A 16,683-nucleotide genomic window follows, 5' to 3' on the forward strand; every position below is an offset into this window, starting at 1 on the left:
TCATGGGTAGGCAACCCCATCATGTCTTCGCCTACCCGTCGAGTAGGTTCTCTCGGTTACCCCAACAGACTCCTAGGCGGCCTTGGAGGTCCAGCCCGGCTGGATCGCAGGGAGGTAGCCCACCGTGGTGAGGGTCTCCTGGATGGCCCGGCTCATGCCGGTATTCACCGCGCCGGCATCCGGGTGCTCACACCACGCCTGCACCGCGAGCACCGGGCCGTTCACGGTGAACTCGGCGATCTCGAAGGAGGGGCCCGGCTGCGGCAGCACCCCCGGAATCGCCGTTACCTGGGCTCCCAGCAGGCGCCGGAACTCCGGCAGGTCGATTCCGTAGTGCAGGGGGACCTTGAAGGTGAGCTGCCGGTGGGGGTGGTGGGCGTAGTTGGTGATGTTGTCGCCCAGCAGTTTGCTGTTGCCGACGACGATGCGCAGCTTGTCGGGCGTGTCGATGGACGTCACGAACAGGCCAATCTCCTGCACGAGCCCCGTGACGCCCGCCGCGCTGATCTCCTCGCCCACCCGGAAGGGCCGGAGCACGAGCAGGAAGACGCCCGCGGCGAAGTTGGACAGCAGCCCCGCCCAGGCGGAGCCGATGGCGATGCCCGCCGCCGCCAGCAGGGCCGCGAAGGACGTGGTCTCCACGCCGATCAGCCCCAGCAGCGAGAGCAGCAGGAGAATGGTCAGGGCGCCGGCGAACAGGGACTCGACGTAGCGGATCAGCGTGGAGTCGATCTTCCGGCGCTGCATCGTGAGGTGCAGCACGCGCCGGAAACCATTGATGAGGGTGCGCCCCACGAACCACAGGGCAATGGCACCACACAGCTTGAGCAGGAAAGGAACGGCCTCCGCGACCGCGAGGGTCTGGAGTTGAGCAAGGAGCGCTTCCACGATCGGAACCTTCATTTCTCCGTCTGGAAGGTACAGGGGGCCAGACGGTCATCCCGTGCTCAGCAAATCCAGTGCCGGGCGCTCCTGCCTCGGACAGAGCGTTCGCCGGGATGTCAGCGCACCCGTTTGACATGTCAACGCGGCTGGATGACCTGTCAGTGCCGCGTGCCGGGGTCCCCGTCTTCCTCGTCGGCGTCGTGCCCGGCGATGTCCGCGGTGGTGATGGCCTTGGCGCCGAAGCGCTCGGTGATGCGGTCCAGCACGGCGTTCAGCTTCGCGCTGCGGGGCGGGGGGGCGGAGAAGAGGCCCAGCTGCTGCGGCTCCTGCTCGCCGAGGGACTGCACCGACACGCCCGTGAGGCGGATGGGGCGGTCCGCGTGGGAGCGCTCCAGGAGTTCCAGGGCGGCCCGGTAGAGCGTCTGCCCATCGTCCGTGGGGGAGGGTAGGGTGGTGCGCCGGGTGATGAGGCTGAAGTCCGAGAACTTCAGCTTGAGCTGGATGACGCGCCCCTTGACGCCCGCCTTGCGCAGGCGCCGGGCCACGCGCAGCGCCTGGGCGTGCACGTGGGGGCGCAGCAGGTCCACGCCCGTCAGGTCCTCCTCGAAGGTGTCCTCGGCGCCCACGCTCTTGGCGGCCCGGTCCGGGACGACCTCGCGGGAATCATGCCCCTGGGCCAGCTCCCAGAGGTGGCGCCCCTGGCTGCCCAGGCGGGCCTCCAGCCACTCCACGTCGCGGGAGGCCACATCGCCAATGGTCTTCAGCCCCGCGCGCGTCAGCTCCTCCTCGGTCTTCGGGCCCACGCCCCAGAGGCGCGAGAGGGGCAGGCCCGCCAGGAAGGCCACCGTCTCGTGGGGCTTCACCTCGCGCTGGCCATTGGGCTTGGCGAGATCCGAGGCGATCTTCGCCACGAACTTCACCCCGGCGATGCCCGCCGAGGCGGGCAGGTTCAGCTCGGTGGCGATCTCCTTGCGGATGCGGCGGGCGATGTCCGCAGGGGAGCCGAACAGCCCCACGGAGGAGGTGACATCCAGGAAGGCCTCGTCGAGCGAGAGCGGCTCGATGAGGGGGGTGTACCGCTCGAAGATGGCGAACACCTGCTCGCTGGCCTCGGCATAGGCGGCGAAGCGCGGCCGGACGACCAGGGCATGCGGGGCGAGCTTCACCGCGCGGGCCATGGGCATCGCGCTGCGGACACCGAAGGGGCGCACCTCATAGGAGGCGGCGACGACCACGCCCCGCTGGGCGTGCCCGCCGACAATCACCGGCTTGCCCCGCAGGGACGGGTTGTCCCGCTGCTCCACGGACGCATAGAAGGCGTCCATATCGACGTGGATGATGGCGCGCATGGGGTTCACACTGTAGCGGACCCTCCTGACGGAGCGGGGGAGTGTTCGAGGGTGATGGGCGAGTAGTATCGTCGGGGACGGCACCTTCGGCTGGCGAGGCAATCGCGCGTATGGAGAAGCTCTGGCTCAAGCACTACCCCCCGGGGATTCCGGCGGAAATCGATGACCGGCAGTACCCGTCGTTGACCCACCTGCTGGAGGAGTCCTTCCGCAAGTTCGCCGATCTCCCCGCGTTCAAGTGCATGGGCCACTCCATCACCTACCGCGAGCTCGACACGCTGTCGCGCCAGGTGGGGGCATGGTTGCAGGCGCGGGGCATGCCGCGGGGCGCCACCGTCGCCATCATGATGCCCAATGTGTTGCAGTACCCGGTGTGCGTCGCGGCGATCCTGCGCGCGGGCTACGTGGTGGTGAACGTCAACCCGCTCTACACGCCGCGCGAGCTGGAGCACCAGCTCAAGGACAGCGGCGCCCAGGCTCTCTTCATCCTGGAGAACTTCGCCGTCACCCTGCAGCAGGTGCTGGCGCGCACGGCCGTCCAGCACGTGGTGGTGGCCTCCATGGGAGACCTGCTGGGCACCCTGAAGGGCCTGCTCGTCAACACCGTGGTGCGGAAGATCAAGAAGCTGGTGCCCGCTTTTCACCTGCCCGGCGCCGTGCCGTTCAAGCGCGTGCTGGCGGAGGGCCAATCCCTGACACTGGCACCCGTGCAGGTGTCGCGGGATGACGTGGCCTTCCTGCAATACACCGGCGGCACCACGGGGGTCGTCAAGGGCGCCACGCTGCTGCACCGCAACGTGATTGCCAACATCTTGCAGGTGGATGCGTGGAGCCAGCCCACCTTCCAGCGCAAGGGCGTGAAGCAGCTCCACTTCGTCTGCGCGCTGCCGATGTATCACATCTTCGCGCTCACCGTCTGCGGGCTGATGGGCATCCGCCTGGGGGCGCTGATCATCCTCATTCCCAACCCCCGCGACATTCCTGCCTTCGTGAAGACGCTGTCCCAGCAGCCCTTCCACGTCCTGCCCGCCGTCAACACGCTCTACAACGCGCTGCTCAATCACCCGGACTTCCAGAAGCTCGACTTCTCCCATTTGATGATCGCCAACGGCGGCGGCATGGCCGTGCAACAGGCGGTCGCCGAGAAGTGGATCGCCCTCACGCGCGTGCCCCTCATCGAAGGGTACGGCCTGTCGGAGACCTCGCCCGTGGTGACCAGCAATCTGCCGGATGCCACGGAGTACTCCGGCACCATCGGGCTGCCCCTGCCGTCCACGGAGCTCTCCATCCGGGACGACGAGGGCAAGGAGGTGCCCCTGGGCCAGCCCGGCGAGATCTGCATCCGGGGGCCGCAGGTAATGGCGGGCTACTGGAACCGCCCGGACGAGACGGCCCAGGCCATGACGCCCGATGGGTTCTTCAAGTCCGGCGACATCGGCATCATGGACGAGCGGGGCCACACCCGCATCGTGGACCGCAAGAAGGACATGATTCTCGTCTCGGGCTTCAACGTCTATCCCAACGAAATCGAGGGCGTGGCCGCCATGCACCCGGGCATCCTCGAGGCCGCCGCCGTGGGCGTGCCGGACGCGCACTCCGGGGAGGCCGTGAAGCTCTTCGTGGTGAAGAAGGATCCCTCCCTCACCGAGGCCCAGGTGCTCGACTTCTGCCGCGAGCAGCTCGCGGGCTACAAGCGGCCCCGCTCCGTGGAGTTCCGCCAGGAGCTGCCCAAGAGCAACGTGGGGAAGATTCTCCGCCGCGAGCTACGCGGGCCGCCCTCCGCCTGAGAGGCCGTGCTTGCGGAGCACCTCGGTGAGCTCCGGGGGCAGGGGGCTTTCTACCTGGAGCCGCTTCCCCGTCTCCGGGTGGGTGAAGCCCAGCGCCCGGGCGTGCAGGAAGAAGCGGGACAGGCCCGGCTCCTCGCGCCCGCCGTAGAGCATGTCCCCCACGAGGGGCGCGCCGATGCCGGCCAGGTGCGCGCGCACCTGGTGCAGCACGCCGGTGAGGATGCGCACCTCCACGAGGCTGAAGTCCCCCGCGCGTGCCTGGACCTGGAACAGCGAGTGCGCCTCGCGCGCCCCGTCCTCGCCCGGCAGCGCGGGCTCCACCCGGTCCGGGTGCCGGGGGTGGTGGCGCAGCGGCAGCTCGATTTCGCCCTCGTCCGCCAGGGGCCCGGTGACGAGCGCCACGTAGTGCTTGTCCACCTCGCGGCCGCTGAAGGCCGTGCGCATGCGCTGCCAGGCCTCGCGCGTGCGCGCGGCGAGCAGCACCCCGGAGGTTTCGATGTCCAGCCGGTGGCACAGCCCGCCCTCCCGCGAGTCCTCGGAGGCCTGGGCGCACTCGGGGTAGCGGGCGATGAGGGCGTTGGCCACCGTGCCCGTCTCCCCGGGCTTCAGCGGGTGAGAGGGGCGGCCCGCGGGCTTGTCCACCACCACCAGCGCCGCGTCCTCGTGCAGCACCGCCAGCGGGAAGTCCGCGTCCGGCACGGCCTCGCGGCTCTCCTCCTCCCACTTCACGAGGATGTGCTGCCCGGCGGCCACCAGGAGCCCCTTCTTCGCGGGGCGGCCGTCCACCCGCACCGCGCCCTCCTCGAAGAGGCGCTTGAGCTTCGCGCGCGACAGGCCCAGGGCCTCGCCGATGAAGAGGTCGACGCGCTGGCCCGCCTTCGCGGCGTCCACAGTGAGGGTATGCGTGGTGGTGGTGTTCACTCGGCGAGCGCCTCGTAGACTTCCTCGGCCGTCTGGTAGCGGTCATCCAGCTCCTTGCGCAGGAGCCGGTGCGCCACGCGCGCCAGCTGAGGGTCTCCTTTCAGGTTGATGGCCAGCACGGGCGCGGGCTCCACCTCCAGCACCTGCTGCCAGAGCTGGCTGGGCGTCTTCGCGTCGAAGGGGGGCCGGCCGCTGAGCAGCTCGTACAGGATGACGCCCAGGCTGTAGAGGTCGGCCCGCGCATCCAGCGGCTCGCCGAGAATCTGCTCCGGGGACATGTACCGGAAGGTGCCCACGAAGCGCCCATCGCCGGTGAGGCCCGCGTCGTCCGCCAGGAACTTGGCGAGCCCGAAGTCCATGAGCCGCACCTGCCGGTCCTCGTCCACCATGATGTTGGAGGGCTTGAGGTCCCGGTGCACCAGGCCGTGGCCGTGGATGTACGCCAGCGCCTCGCACACCTGGAGCATGGCGTCCTTGAGCCGGCCCATGCGCTCGGGCCGGTTCAGCTCGTCCGTGCGCGCCTCCTGGATGCGGCGCTCCACGAGCTGGACCTTGGGATCCGCATGAGGCACGGCGCTGGCCTGGGGCTCCGGCGTGCCGTCCGTGTCCGGCTCGTCCGCGGTATCGGCCAGCGCCCGCACGGGCCCGGTGCCCCCTTGCAGGCTGATGTCCTCGCTGGGCTCCTCCTCGCTGAAGGCCGCCAGGTTGAACGGGGAGTCGCCTTCGTCCGAGTCGTCGTCGTCGGGGGGCAGGGCGCGGAAGCGCGGCCCGGAGTACGAGCCCGAGGGCGAGTGGATGTCACTGCCGCGCAGGTCCAGGTAGTGCCGGAGGGTGAGCCCCTCGATGAGTTCCATGACGAGGTAGGGATAGCCCTGAAAGACGCCCACGTCGAACACCTTCACGACGTTGGGGTGGGCCAGCTCCGCGAGCGTCTCGTACTCTCGCACCAGCCGCTGGGCCGCCCGGGCGTCCAGCGCGGGCGCCGCCGACAGCAGCTTGAGGGCCACGGTATCGTTGGTGCGGCGGTCCAGGGCCCGGTACACGGTCCCCACCCCTCCGCTGCCAAGCGTGTCCATGACGCGGTAGGGACCAATCAGCTTGGGGGGCATGAGCGGGGCAGATCCTACGGAGCAGGTTGCTCCAGGGTCAAACAAGCTGGGAGTGAACCCATACCCACCCCTGGCCAGGCAGCCAATCAGGGTCCAGGGGGGGACAGGGGACGCACACGCCCGTGGACGGCGCCCGGCGGGGCCTCTAAGGTGCGGCGCTTCATGGAACGCCCCTCGGTCGCCAGCGCGCTCGAACACCAGGTCAAGACCCGGCCTCTGCCCCGCCACGTGGGCATCATCATGGACGGCAATGGCCGGTGGGCGGAGGTTCGCGGCCTGCCCCGCCTGGAGGGGCACCGCGAGGGCTCCGAGAGCGTGCGCGAGGTGACGCGCACCGCGCGCCGCGTGGGCATCTCCGCGCTGACGCTCTACGCCTTCTCCTCCCAGAACTGGGCCCGCCCCGCCGAGGAGGTGGCCGGGCTCATGGACCTGCTGCGCGAGTTCCTCGAGAGCGAGTACTCGGAGATTCTCGACAACGGCATCCGCCTCAACGCCATTGGCGAGGTGGACAAGATGCCGCGCTACGTGCGCGAGCCCCTGGAGCGGCTGCGCCGGGACTCGGCGCACAACCAGGGCATGGTGCTCACGCTGGCGCTCTCGTATGGCGGCCGGGAAGAGATTCTCCACGCCATGCAGCGGGTGGCCCGGGCCGTGGCCAGCGGCGAGCTGTCGCCGGACCGGCTGGGCGAGAAGGAGCTGGAAGCGCACCTGTGGACGAACGGGCTGCCGCCGCTGGACCTGGTGGTGCGCACCAGCGGTGAGTTCCGCGTCTCCAACTTCCTGCTCTGGCAGATGGCGTACGCGGAGCTGTGCTTCGCGGACGTGCTGTGGCCGGACTTCCGCTCCGAGGCGTTCCTGCGCTGCCTGGCCCAGTACCAGCAGCGCGAGCGGCGTTTCGGACTGACGTCCGCGCAGATCCAACGCGAGGATACCCAGCGGGCCAAGGCGTGAACGAGAAGAACAAGAACCTCCTCATCCGCATCGTCTCCGCGGTGGTGCTGCTGCCCGTCGTGCTCTTCCTGTTGTGGAAGGGGGGCGTCTACAGCGCGATTCTCCTGGGGTTGGCGGCCGCCGCCTGCGCCAGCGAGTACTACACCATCACCCTCAAGGGGCTGTCGCCCGCCGCCTGGGTGGGCCTCGTGCTGGCAGGCGCCATGCCCTTCCTGCCGCTGCGTGGGCCGGAGAACGTGGGGCAGGTCGCCTTCTGGGTGACCGCGGGCTACTTCTTCTTCGCGTGGACCTACCACCTCATCCGGGGGCCGCTGCCCGAGGCGCCAGTGCGCTCGGCGCAGCTCATCACCGGCTTCCTCTATGGCGGCGTGGGGCTCACCGCCCTGTCCGCGCTGCGGATGCTGCCGGACGGCATGGCCTGGGTCATCTGTGCGCTGGTCATCACCTGGGCCAATGACACCGTCGCCTACTTCGCGGGCCGCTTCCTGGGGCGCCACAAGCTGTATGTGGAAGTAAGCCCGAACAAGACGTGGGAGGGCTTCTTCGGCGGGCTGGTGGGCTCGGTGGGCGGCATGTTCATCGCGCGGGCGGGGTTCTTCCCGGAGCTGACGGTGATGGACTGCGTCTTCACCGGCATCGCCGGCGGCATCCTGGGCCCCATTGGAGACCTGTGCGAGTCCATGCTCAAGCGGGCCTACGGGGTGAAGGACTCGGGCAAGCTCATCCCCGGCCACGGCGGCATCCTGGATCGCATCGACGCGCTCCTGTTCAACGCGCCGCTGGTGTTCATCTATGTGCAGTTCATCCGCCACCTGCTCTGAGGGCAGGGCTGTGTCCGGCCGGTCAGTGTAACCGGATGTGCGTTGTCCTGAAGGGACGGCGCGATTAGTGTTGGCCCCATGTTTCAGAACATCGGGCTCTTCGCGCTGCTCCTCGGTGTGCTCGTCACCGTGCATGAGCTGGGTCACTTCCTCGTGGCGAAGGCCTGCGGGGTGAAGGTGCTCAAGTTCTCCTTTGGCTTCGGGCCCAAGCTCCTGGGGTTCGTCAAGGGAGAGACGGAGTACCAGATCGCGCTGCTGCCCCTGGGCGGCTACGTGAAGATGGCCGGGGACATTCCGGGCGAGGACCTGGCCCCCGAGGAGGCCCACCGGGGCTTCCTGGCCCAGGCGCCGTGGAAGCGCATGCTCATCGTGCTGGCGGGCCCGGTGTTCAACCTGGCGTTCCCCATCCTCATCTACTTCTTCGTCTTCTGGGGTGCCCACGAAGTCACCTCCACGCGCGTGGGCAACGTGCTGCCCGAGTCCCCCGCGGCTACCGCGGGCCTGCGCCCCGGGGACCGGGTGCTCGCGGTGGAGGGCGAGAAGGTCCGCACTTACCAGGAGATGGCGGAGGCCTTCATCGGCCGGTTCGAGCGGCCCATTCCGCTCACCATCGAGCGCGACGGCAAGCAGCAGATCGTCGAGGTGACGCCGCTCAAGAAGGTGGAGTCCTCGCCCATCGAGACCATCGAGCGGGGCGTCATGGGGGTGGAGTCCAGCTCCCGCGTGCCCATCCTCGGGGTGCCCGCGGATTCGGCGGCGGCGCGCGCAGGGCTGCGCACGTTCGACCGGGTGCTGGCCATCAACGGCACGGTGGTGCCGGACCAGGCGGTGCTCTACGACGTCCTGGCGAAGCAGTCCGGCACGCTGGAGCTGACGGTGCAGCGCGGGCGGCCGGTGGAGTCCGGCGCCGTGGTGGCCCGCCTGCCCGAGGTGCTGAAAGTCTCGCTGGAGAAGCAGCCGGGCGAGGGCCTGGCGGCGCTCGGGGCCGAGTCGTCCGAGTTCTACGTGTCCTCCGTGCTGCCCGGCAGCCCCGCGGAGAAGGCGGGCCTGCGGTGGGGCGACCGGCTCGTGAGCCTCAATGGCGAGCCCATCCGCTCCTTCAACATGTTCCAGGTGCAGATCAGCGGGCTGGGCGAGAAGCCCTTTGGCCTGACGTGGCGGGGCGCGGAGGGGGAGCGCACGGTGCAGATCGCCCGGGCCCCCGTGCAGGTGAAGGAGGAGTTCGGCCAGGTGAGCACCGGCCCCATCCTGGGCGTGCAGTCCTGGGACTTCTCCTCGCCGGCCGAGCGCATCCAGCTCAACTTGGAGTGGCACGAGGCGCTCACGCAGTCGGCGCGCATCGTGCCCACCATCATCAAGCAGACGGTGAAGGCCATCGCCGGGCTGTTCGACAACTCGGTGCCGCTCAGCTCCATCGGCGGGCCCATCATGATGTACCAGATGGCGGCCCGGAGCTCCGAGCTGGGCTGGGACTATTACCTGCAGCTCATGGCGGCCATCTCCATCAACCTGGGCGTGGTGAACCTGCTGCCCATCCCCATCCTGGACGGGTTCCACCTGGTGGCCGCGGGCTGGGAGAGCGTGCGCCGGCGCCCCATTCCGGTGCGCGTGCGCGAGGTGGCCAACGTCGTGGGGCTGGCCATGCTGGTGGCCCTGATGCTGGTGGCCTTCTTCAACGACATCACCCGGTGAGCGCGCGCATGGGGCGGAGCGTCCTGCTGCTGGCCCTGGCGCTGGGGCTGATGACCGGGTGTGCCTCGCGCTCGTCCCGGACGGCGCCCGCGCCCCGCGATGAGCCCGCGGGCAAGGGCTCGGGCACGTACCTGGGCGAGGGGCTGGCCTCGTTCTACGGCCCCGGGCTGCACGGCCGGAAGACGGCCAACGGGGAGCGCTTCGACCAGGAGGCGATGACCGCCGCGCACCGCACGGCCCGCTTCGGCACCTGCGTGCAGGTGGTGAACATGGAGAACGGGCGCTCGGTGAAGGTGCGCGTCAACGACCGGGGCCCCTTCAAGGCAGGGCGCATCATCGATGTGTCCAAGGGGGCCGCCCGCAAGCTGGGCATGCTGGAGAAGGGGCTCGCGCGGGTGCGCCTGTACCGCTGTGCGGAGCCCGTGTCCGTCTTTTCCGTGCCGGACCCGCCGCTGCCGGGGTAGAGGAGGGCCGTGTTCCTCGCGCTGGAGACCTCCACGTTGACGCTGTCGCTCGCCCTCGTGGAGCGGGCAGGGGAGGACGTGCGCGTCCTCGAGCATGTGGTGGCGGGGCCTCCGCTGAAGCAGAGCGAGGCGCTGCCCGGCCTCGTGGGCGAGCTGCTCGCGCGGCATGGGGTGAAGCTCGCGGAGCTGGAGGGGCTGGCCGTGGGGCTGGGGCCCGGCTCCTTCACCGGCCTGCGCATCGGCCTGGCCTCGGTCAAGGCGCTGGCGTACGCGGCGCGCCTCAAGGTGGCGGGGGCTTCCTCCCTGGCGGCCGTGGCGCTGGAGGGCCCCGAGGGGCCGCCGCTGTTTTGTCTCGCGGTGGCGCGCAAGGATGACCTGTACTTCGGCGCCTACCGGCGGCGGGGCCACCAGGTGGAGGCGCTGGAGCCGGAGACGGCCATGTCCCCCGAGGAGGTGGCGGCGCGGATGGCGGCCGAGCCCCAGGCGCTCGCGCTGGGCCCCGCGCTCACCGGGTATCGCGCCGCGCTGGAGGCCGCGGGGGTGGCGCCCGGGCGGCTGCTGGCCGGGCCGGAGTTTCCCTCCGCGGTGGAGCTGTCGCGGCTCATCCGTTTCCCGGAGCAGCAGCCGCTGGAGACGCTCTTCGCGCTGGAGCCGCACTACGTGCGGGCCTCCGAGCCCGAGCGCAACCCGAAGTTCCCCCCGCTGCCGGGCCCCGCGCCCACCGCCCGGCTCAAGGAGGACTGAGCCCCGGGGGCAGCCGTGCGCGCCCCGCAGGATATTTGGTGATAAGGGGACGCGCCATGAACGAGAACGGGAAGATCGCCGTGGTGGGGGCCACGGGGGCCGTGGGCCGCGAGGTGCTCTCCGCGCTGCTCGAGGCGGGCATTGACTCCGAGCGGCTCACGCTGCTCGCCTCCGAGCGCTCCGAGGCGGTGGAGCTGGAGTACGGCGAGGACACGCTGGAGGTGGAGAAGACCACGCCCGAGTCGTTCCGGGGCATGGCGCTGGTGCTGCTGGCCACCCCGGCGAACGCCTCCCGGACCCTGGGGCCCACGGCGCAGGCCGCGGGCGCGTGGGTGGTGGACGCCAGCTCTGCCTTTCGCGCGGATGGCTCCGTGCCGCTGGTGCTCCCGTCCTTCAACCCGGAGCTGCTGGGGGCGCCCTTCAAGGGGCGCATGGTCTGCATCCCCTCCGCGGTGACGGGCGCGCTGGTGCCCCTGCTGGCGCCGCTGCACAAGGCCTTCGGCGTCGTCCGCGCCCAGGTGACGGCGATGATGGGGGCCTCCTCCGCGGGGGTGACGGGCGTCGGGGAGCTGGAGCGCCAGACGGCGGGGCTGCTGTCGGGCCGCGAGCTGGAGTCCCACGCCTTCCCCCAGCGCATCGGCTTCAACCTCATTCCCCAGGTGGGGGACTTCCTCGCCCAGTCGCCGTGGACCGAGGAGGAGGCGGGCTGGACGCTGGAGGCCGCACGCCTGTTCGGCGCCCGGGGGGACACCCCCGTCATCGCCGGGACGGCGGTCCAGGTGCCGGTGTTCTACGGCCACGGGCTCAGCGTGCACGTGCAGCTCAAGGCCGCCGTCCCCGTGGACCAGGTGCGCATGGTGCTCAAGGCCTCCCCGGCCCTCAAGGTCCTGGATGCGCCCGCCGAGAAGGTCTACCCCATGCCCATGCTGGTGACGGCCGACCCGACGGTGCATGTTGGCCGGCTGCGCACCTTTCCGCAGGCGCCCGAGTGGCTCACGCTCTTCGCCGCCATCGACAACGCGGGCCGGGGCGCCGCGCTCAACCTCGTGGAGGCCGGCCTGCGGCTGCTCCAGCGGCCCTCCTGACAATTTGGCACGGCCCCCTGGCACGCCTTGCCCATTTGGCGCGTCCCGGGGGGCAAGCGGCCCGGGAATGGAGGGATTCGGGCTTCGTTCCCAGTGGCCTCTCCCTTGCTAGGTTCGCCTTCGCCCATGCGCCTTCCGCTCATTGTCTTGACCACGCTCTGTGCGTCCACTGCCCTGGGGCAGACCACGGCCCAAATCTCGCTGACGCTCCCCAACAATGCGACTTCCCTCCGGGTGCCGAGGGAGCCGTGTGACCGGACCCAGACCGTCAACTACGCCTATGCCTCGTCGACCACGGTCGTCTGCTCGGATCTGAAAATCTGGCTCGTGCAGGGCTCCTCCTGCTCGGACGAGCCCACCGGTACCTTCAAGCTGCTGAAGACGCTGTCCCAGAACGATGTGGTGAACCAGCCCACGGGGACGGTGACCTTCAATATCGGGGAGCTGCCCGGCTTCACGGGGGCCGTGACGTGCCCCGCCAATGACCGGGAGGACACCTACCGGGTGTGTGCGTCCATCAAGCTGCCAGGCGGCTCGTTCGGGACCGAGTGTGGCTCCGGCTCCTTCCAGCGCGACGACCTGGAGGTCGTCTACGACGCGAAGCCTCCCTCGGCGCCCACCCTCGGGGATGTGACCGCGCTGGACAGTGCGCTCTCCGTCAGCGTGACGGCGCCGGACGATGCCGAGTTCATCCGGGTGACCGTCGCGCGGGAGGACGGCACGGACGGCAAGACCGTCGAGAAGCCGGGCGATCTGAAGACGGTCCGCGTGGAGGGACTGAAGAACGGGGTGAAGTACACGGTGGTGGCCCGCGCCGTGGATGAGGCCTCGAACGAGAGCGCCCCGTCCGCAGCGAAGGAGGGCACGCCCGAGCCCACCCGGGGCTTCCTCGACAGGTACGATGAAGCCGGCGGCGAGGAAATGGGAGGCTGTGGCGCGGCGGGCGGTGGGGTCGCGGGCAGCCTGGTGCTGGCCGTGCTGGGGTTCTGGCTGTCTTCAAGGAGAAACCGGTCATGAGTCGAGCAGTAGCCCTCGGCGCCGCGGTGTTCCTCGGCGCGCTGCCGAGCCAGGCGCAAGAGACCTCCACGCCCATCCAGTCGCCGCGCTCGGGCGCGATAGCCGTGAAGCTGGGGGGATACACGCCCCGCATCGACACCGAGGAGGGCCTGACGAGCGCTCCCTACGCGGACACGTTCGGCAACTCGTCCATGCTGCTGGTGGAGCTGGAGATCCAGCGCTACTTCTACCAGGGCATTGGCTCGGCCGGCGTGTCGGTCTCCGCCGGTTACGCGGAGAAGTATGGGAGTGCCGTCAACCTGGAGGGCGTCGAGTCCCCCGAGACGACGTCGCTCAAGGTCGCCCCGCTGCGGCTCGGCGCGGTCTACAAGTTCGACTACGCGGCGTTCCGCTGGCACATCCCGTTGGTGCCCTACGCCAAGGCGGGGCTCATCTACACGCCCTGGTGGGTGTCCAAGGGGGACAAGACCCAGGAAGTGAATGGCCGCAAGGGCCGGGGGGGCCGCTGGGGCTATGGCTTCACCGGCGGCGTCGCCTTCCTGATGGACGTGCTGGAGCCCCGGCTGGCGCGGGACTTCGACTCGGACCTGGGCATCAACCACACGTATCTCTTCGCCGAGTACACGTACGCGGAAGTGAACAACTTCGGTAGCTCGGGGCTGGTTCTGTCCAGCCGGCACTGGATGTTCGGGTTGTCGCTGGACTACTAGACCGTCCATGCGGTCTTCCCCCCTCGCGTCCCCGTCTCTCCTGCCGCTGTGGTGCGCGGCCATCCTGGGCCTCCTGGCCTCCGGCTGCCACCGTGCGGTGAAGCCGGAGCTGGGGGTGGACCGTACGGTGGAGGCGGGGGTGCCGGTGGACTTCGGCTCGCCGCGGGAGGATGCGACCCCCGTCACCTGGGACTTCGGCGACCAGCGCCCCCAGGTGAAGCAGGCCCGCATCTCCCATGCCTTCGCCTCGGCGGGCACGTACACGGTGCGGGCGCTGGAGGGCTCGCGGGAGGTAGGCCGTGTGCAGCTCACCGTGGTGCCCCGGCCCGTGCTCCGGGCCGTCCCCGCGGAGGCGCGAGTGGCCCTCTGGGTGCCCCAGCTGCGCGGCACGGTGGAGCCCCTGCTGACCTTCTACGAGCAGCTCGTGGGGCCGTCGCTGGCCCGGAACCAGCTGGGCGATGCGCCCTTCCTGCCCCTGCTGCTGCGCAGCGCCCGGGGGGATGCGCGCCTGGTGGATCCCGAGGAGGGTTTTGGGCTGTTCCGGCTGTCCTCCTTCGAGGGCACGGTGGTGCTCCTGGGGGTGACGGACGGCCCGGCGGCCATGGACGCGGTGCTCCAGGAGTTCGAGGCCGGGGGCGCCCAGGTGCGGCGGCAGGAGGATGGCAGCGCCTCCGTGCAGCGCGGGCGGGGGGCTCCCATCTCGCTGTTCCTCGACCGGGGCTACCTGTACCTGGCCCTCCCGCAGGCGGAGACGCCGGAGGAGGGCCAGACGGTGAGGGCGCAGGCGAGCCTCGGGCCGGACGTGGGCGCGCTGCGAGGGCTCATCGCGGGCTTCACGGGGGCGGGGCTCTCCGAGCTGCCCGTCCTGGAGCAGCTGCGCGGCAAGGTGGCCGAGGGCCAGGCGTACCTCTTCACGAGCCTGGTGGAGCAGGGCTCGGCGTTCCCCGGGATGCTGGCGTCGATCCGGGTGGGCGAGGGGCTCGCGGAGCTGGACGGCTTCCTGGCGGCGGACAAGCCGCTGATGGAGGGCAAGCAGGGCCCTGTTCCCGCGTTGCTGGCCCAGGCGCCCGCGGGCCCCGTGGCCGCGGCGACGTTGTCCGTGCCCCCGGAGCAGCTGGCCTCGTGGATCTTCGGCGCGCCCGGCTCCCCGCGGCGCCAGGAGGTGACGGAGGCCTGGAAGCAGGAGGGCATCGACGCCGAGGCGCTCACCCAGGCCATGCGGGGTGACGTGTCGTTGCTGGCGTACTTCGATGCGCCGGCCTTCTACCGGAACCTCGTGGCGAACCGGCAGCCCGAGCCGCGCGGAACGATTCTGCTGGAGGCGGGGCTCACGCGCCCGGAGCCCGTGGTGGCGATGCTGACGAAGATGTTCGCCGAGGGCACCTGGAACGTGGAGACGGTGAAGGAGCCCGGCATCACCCGCTTCCGGATGCGCGTGCTGGAGCAGCCGCTGCTGCTCTCGGTGGGCGCGGACCGGCTGTGGCTCGAGGCGGGGGAGCCCCTGGCGGCCCGGCCCAAGAAGAACGTGGCGGCCGCGCTGAGCGAGCGCTTCGCGCCCAGCGCCTTCGGACCCGGCCACCTGTCGCTGATGGTGGACCTGGGCCAGCTGCGCGCGGACCTGCAGGCGCCCCGGGAGGTGCCGGGCGTGCCGCAGGTGCAGCTCGGCGCGGCGAAGGCGCTCGGCGGGGCCTTCCTGGATCAGCTCACCCCGTTCGATCACGCCTTCATGGACTTCACCCCCGAAGCGGGCGGCGCCCGGCTGCGAGGCCGGGTGGTGCTGCGCAAGCGCTGACGCCCATGGGAACCGTCACCATTCTCTATTTCGCCGTGGCCCGGGAGCGCGCGGGCCTGGCGCGCGAGGCGCTGGACGTCGCCGAGGGCGCCCGGGTGAAGGACGTGCTGGGGCTGCTCGTGGCGCGCCACCCGGCGCTCCTGCCGCTCCTGCCGCACTTGCGGGTGGCGGTGGACCAGGAGTTCGTGCCGGTGGAGGCCCCCGTGCCCCCGGGTGCCGAGCTCGCGCTCATTCCGCCGGTGGCGGGCGGCTCGGGGCTGTTCGCGGTGGTGGACCGGCCGCTGCGGCTGGAGGACGTGGTGGCGGCCGTGTCGGGCGAGGCGTACGGCGGGCTGGTGACGTTCTCGGGCTCGGTGCGCAACCAGACGCGGGGCCGGCGCGTGCTGCGGCTCGAATACGAGGCGTACCCGCCCATGGCCGAGAAGCAGCTGGCCGTCATCGGCGCGGAGGCCGCGGAGCGCTTTGGCGGCACGCGGCTGGCCATCATGCACCGCGTGGGGACGCTGGCGCCCGGCGAGCTGGCGGTGGTCATCGCCGCCGCCGCCCCGCACCGGAAGGAGGCGTTCCTGGCGTGTGAGCACGCCATCGAGCGCCTCAAGCAGGATGTGCCCATCTGGAAGAAGGAGTTCTTCGAGGATGGGGAGGTCTGGGTGGGGCTGGGGCCCTGAGGGGCTCGCGCCGGACTACTGGACGCTGAAGCTCGCGGGGACCTTGAGCTGCGTGCCGCCATCGCCCGCCTGCGGCACCTCGGTGATGGGCCGCAGGGGCGTGTCGACCCCCAGGCGCTTGCGCCGCTCGGCTTCCTTCTCACGCGCCTCGGCGAGCACCCGCGCGTTGCTCTCCGCGACGCGCTCGGGGCTGGGCCCCGCGATGATGAAGCTCAGCGGCGCGCTCACGAACACGACGGCGACCAGGGCCAACCAGGCCATGTCTCTCGGCCGGAGTCCGGACACCCGGTCCTTGGCCACCGAGTGCTGAAGGCACAGGTGGAGCTGGCCCTGGGTGAGCCGCAGCGTGGTGCCCTCGGGCAGCTCCACGCTGACGCGGCCCTCCTTCCGGGAGAGCAGGGACTCGGGCACGGCCTGGAAGCCACCGCCCGGGACGTCCCGCTCCACCGTCGCCGCCGGGGGGACGAAGACCCGGTAGCCCTGCCCGGTGCGCTCGGCCAGGAGGAAAGGCTCCTCCGGCAGGGTGAACCCGTAGAGCGGCAGCGGGGCCTTCCCGTCCAGGGCGGCATGCACCTGCTCATGGGTGGGGCCGAAGCTCCAGGCTTCCGACAGGGAGGTGCCCCAGTAGAGCTCACAGAAGAGTCCGGCGCTGGCGGTGGGTTTCATGGGCCGCCCGACAATAGAGCCT

General features: G+C 70.6%; 16 protein-coding genes. 11 read left to right on the forward strand and 5 right to left on the reverse strand.

The genetic code is table 11. From position 1 onward, the window contains the following. Nucleotides 1-72: 72 nt before the first annotated feature. Nucleotides 73-903, reverse strand: a complete 831-nt coding sequence (locus KY661_RS21825; protein WP_225412056.1) for a mechanosensitive ion channel family protein — start codon at nucleotides 901-903, stop codon at nucleotides 73-75. Nucleotides 904-1,043: 140 nt separating this feature from the next. Then, nucleotides 1,044-2,303, reverse strand: coding sequence for a DNA polymerase IV (locus tag KY661_RS21830; protein WP_317987290.1), 1,260 nt, complete (start codon nucleotides 2,301-2,303; stop codon nucleotides 1,044-1,046). A 41-nt stretch (nucleotides 2,304-2,344) separates the two neighbouring features. Here KY661_RS21830 and KY661_RS21835 point away from each other — a divergent pair, with 41 nt between their 5' ends. Continuing rightward, a complete protein-coding gene (locus KY661_RS21835; RefSeq protein WP_225412057.1) occupies nucleotides 2,345-4,021 on the forward strand; it encodes a long-chain-fatty-acid--CoA ligase in 1,677 nt (558 codons plus the stop codon). On the opposite strand, the gene KY661_RS21840 is transcribed toward KY661_RS21835, so the two are convergent. Next, nucleotides 3,998-4,942 carry an RluA family pseudouridine synthase gene (locus KY661_RS21840; RefSeq protein ID WP_225412058.1) on the reverse strand — a complete coding sequence of 315 codons (945 nt, stop codon included), beginning with the start codon at nucleotides 4,940-4,942 and terminating at the stop codon, nucleotides 3,998-4,000. The genes KY661_RS21835 and KY661_RS21840 overlap by 24 nt on opposite strands. Beyond that, nucleotides 4,939-6,051 (reverse strand): serine/threonine-protein kinase, encoded by a 1,113-nt coding sequence (locus tag KY661_RS21845; protein ID WP_225412059.1) that lies wholly within the window; start codon nucleotides 6,049-6,051, stop codon nucleotides 4,939-4,941. Before KY661_RS21845 ends, KY661_RS21840 begins: the two co-directional genes overlap by 4 nt. 162 nt (nucleotides 6,052-6,213) lie before the next feature. On the opposite strand from KY661_RS21845, the gene KY661_RS21850 reads away from it, so the two are divergent. From KY661_RS21850 to KY661_RS21895, 10 genes are all read left to right on the forward strand, one after another. Beyond that, a complete protein-coding gene (locus KY661_RS21850) occupies nucleotides 6,214-7,002 on the forward strand; it encodes an isoprenyl transferase (RefSeq protein ID WP_225412060.1) in 789 nt (262 codons plus the stop codon). Next, the gene (locus KY661_RS21855; protein ID WP_225412061.1) at nucleotides 6,999-7,823 is read left to right on the forward strand and encodes a phosphatidate cytidylyltransferase; all 825 of its coding nucleotides are present in this window, start codon (nucleotides 6,999-7,001) and stop codon (nucleotides 7,821-7,823) included. The genes KY661_RS21850 and KY661_RS21855 overlap by 4 nt, the downstream gene beginning before the upstream one ends. 78 nt (nucleotides 7,824-7,901) lie before the next feature. Next, nucleotides 7,902-9,515 (forward strand): RIP metalloprotease RseP, encoded by a 1,614-nt coding sequence (gene rseP, locus KY661_RS21860; protein WP_225412062.1) that lies wholly within the window; start codon nucleotides 7,902-7,904, stop codon nucleotides 9,513-9,515. An 8-nt stretch (nucleotides 9,516-9,523) separates the two neighbouring features. Next, a complete protein-coding gene (locus tag KY661_RS21865; RefSeq protein WP_225412063.1) occupies nucleotides 9,524-9,979 on the forward strand; it encodes a septal ring lytic transglycosylase RlpA family protein in 456 nt (151 codons plus the stop codon). A gap of 9 nt (nucleotides 9,980-9,988) precedes the next feature. Further along, nucleotides 9,989-10,723, forward strand: a complete 735-nt coding sequence (gene tsaB, locus KY661_RS21870; RefSeq protein ID WP_225412064.1) for a tRNA (adenosine(37)-N6)-threonylcarbamoyltransferase complex dimerization subunit type 1 TsaB — start codon at nucleotides 9,989-9,991, stop codon at nucleotides 10,721-10,723. A 56-nt stretch (nucleotides 10,724-10,779) separates the two neighbouring features. Then, nucleotides 10,780-11,808 (forward strand): aspartate-semialdehyde dehydrogenase, encoded by a 1,029-nt coding sequence (locus KY661_RS21875; protein WP_225412065.1) that lies wholly within the window; start codon nucleotides 10,780-10,782, stop codon nucleotides 11,806-11,808. A 126-nt stretch (nucleotides 11,809-11,934) separates the two neighbouring features. Next, nucleotides 11,935-12,825 (forward strand): MXAN_2561 family MXYO-CTERM-anchored protein, encoded by an 891-nt coding sequence (locus KY661_RS21880; RefSeq protein WP_225412066.1) that lies wholly within the window; start codon nucleotides 11,935-11,937, stop codon nucleotides 12,823-12,825. After that, nucleotides 12,822-13,535 (forward strand): MXAN_2562 family outer membrane beta-barrel protein, encoded by a 714-nt coding sequence (locus tag KY661_RS21885; protein ID WP_225412067.1) that lies wholly within the window; start codon nucleotides 12,822-12,824, stop codon nucleotides 13,533-13,535. The genes KY661_RS21880 and KY661_RS21885 overlap by 4 nt, the downstream gene beginning before the upstream one ends. Nucleotides 13,536-13,542: 7 nt before the next feature. Continuing rightward, nucleotides 13,543-15,327 (forward strand): PKD domain-containing protein, encoded by a 1,785-nt coding sequence (locus KY661_RS21890; protein WP_225412068.1) that lies wholly within the window; start codon nucleotides 13,543-13,545, stop codon nucleotides 15,325-15,327. Nucleotides 15,328-15,332: 5 nt separating this feature from the next. Beyond that, entirely contained in the window at nucleotides 15,333-15,995 is a 663-nt protein-coding gene (locus KY661_RS21895; RefSeq protein ID WP_225412069.1) for a molybdenum cofactor biosynthesis protein, read from the forward strand. A 15-nt stretch (nucleotides 15,996-16,010) separates the two neighbouring features. Here KY661_RS21895 and KY661_RS21900 read toward each other — a convergent pair whose 3' ends face one another. After that, entirely contained in the window at nucleotides 16,011-16,661 is a 651-nt protein-coding gene (locus tag KY661_RS21900; RefSeq protein ID WP_225412070.1) for a hypothetical protein, read from the reverse strand. Nucleotides 16,662-16,683 lie beyond the last annotated feature (22 nt).

The sequence above is a fragment of the Allostigmatella hybrida genome (genome assembly GCF_020103775.1).
In the GTDB taxonomy this organism is placed as follows: domain Bacteria; phylum Myxococcota; class Myxococcia; order Myxococcales; family Myxococcaceae; genus Hyalangium; species Hyalangium aurantiaca.

Bases quoted from the DNA above. Each gene is read 5' to 3' on its own strand.
- KY661_RS21825 (WP_225412056.1), bottom strand. From the start codon at position 903: ATGAAGGTTCCGATCGTGGAAGCGCTCCTTGCTCAACTCCAGACCCTC.
- KY661_RS21835 (WP_225412057.1), top strand. From the start codon at position 2,345: ATGGAGAAGCTCTGGCTCAAGCACTACCCCCCGGGGATTCCGGCGGAA.
- KY661_RS21845 (WP_225412059.1), bottom strand. From the start codon at position 6,051: ATGCCCCCCAAGCTGATTGGTCCCTACCGCGTCATGGACACGCTTGGC.
- KY661_RS21850 (WP_225412060.1), top strand. From the start codon at position 6,214: ATGGAACGCCCCTCGGTCGCCAGCGCGCTCGAACACCAGGTCAAGACC.
- rseP (WP_225412062.1), top strand. From the start codon at position 7,902: ATGTTTCAGAACATCGGGCTCTTCGCGCTGCTCCTCGGTGTGCTCGTC.
- KY661_RS21865 (WP_225412063.1), top strand. From the start codon at position 9,524: ATGGGGCGGAGCGTCCTGCTGCTGGCCCTGGCGCTGGGGCTGATGACC.
- KY661_RS21875 (WP_225412065.1), top strand. From the start codon at position 10,780: ATGAACGAGAACGGGAAGATCGCCGTGGTGGGGGCCACGGGGGCCGTG.
- KY661_RS21880 (WP_225412066.1), top strand. From the start codon at position 11,935: ATGCGCCTTCCGCTCATTGTCTTGACCACGCTCTGTGCGTCCACTGCC.
- KY661_RS21885 (WP_225412067.1), top strand. From the start codon at position 12,822: ATGAGTCGAGCAGTAGCCCTCGGCGCCGCGGTGTTCCTCGGCGCGCTG.
- KY661_RS21890 (WP_225412068.1), top strand. From the start codon at position 13,543: ATGCGGTCTTCCCCCCTCGCGTCCCCGTCTCTCCTGCCGCTGTGGTGC.
- KY661_RS21895 (WP_225412069.1), top strand. From the start codon at position 15,333: ATGGGAACCGTCACCATTCTCTATTTCGCCGTGGCCCGGGAGCGCGCG.
- KY661_RS21900 (WP_225412070.1), bottom strand. From the start codon at position 16,661: ATGAAACCCACCGCCAGCGCCGGACTCTTCTGTGAGCTCTACTGGGGC.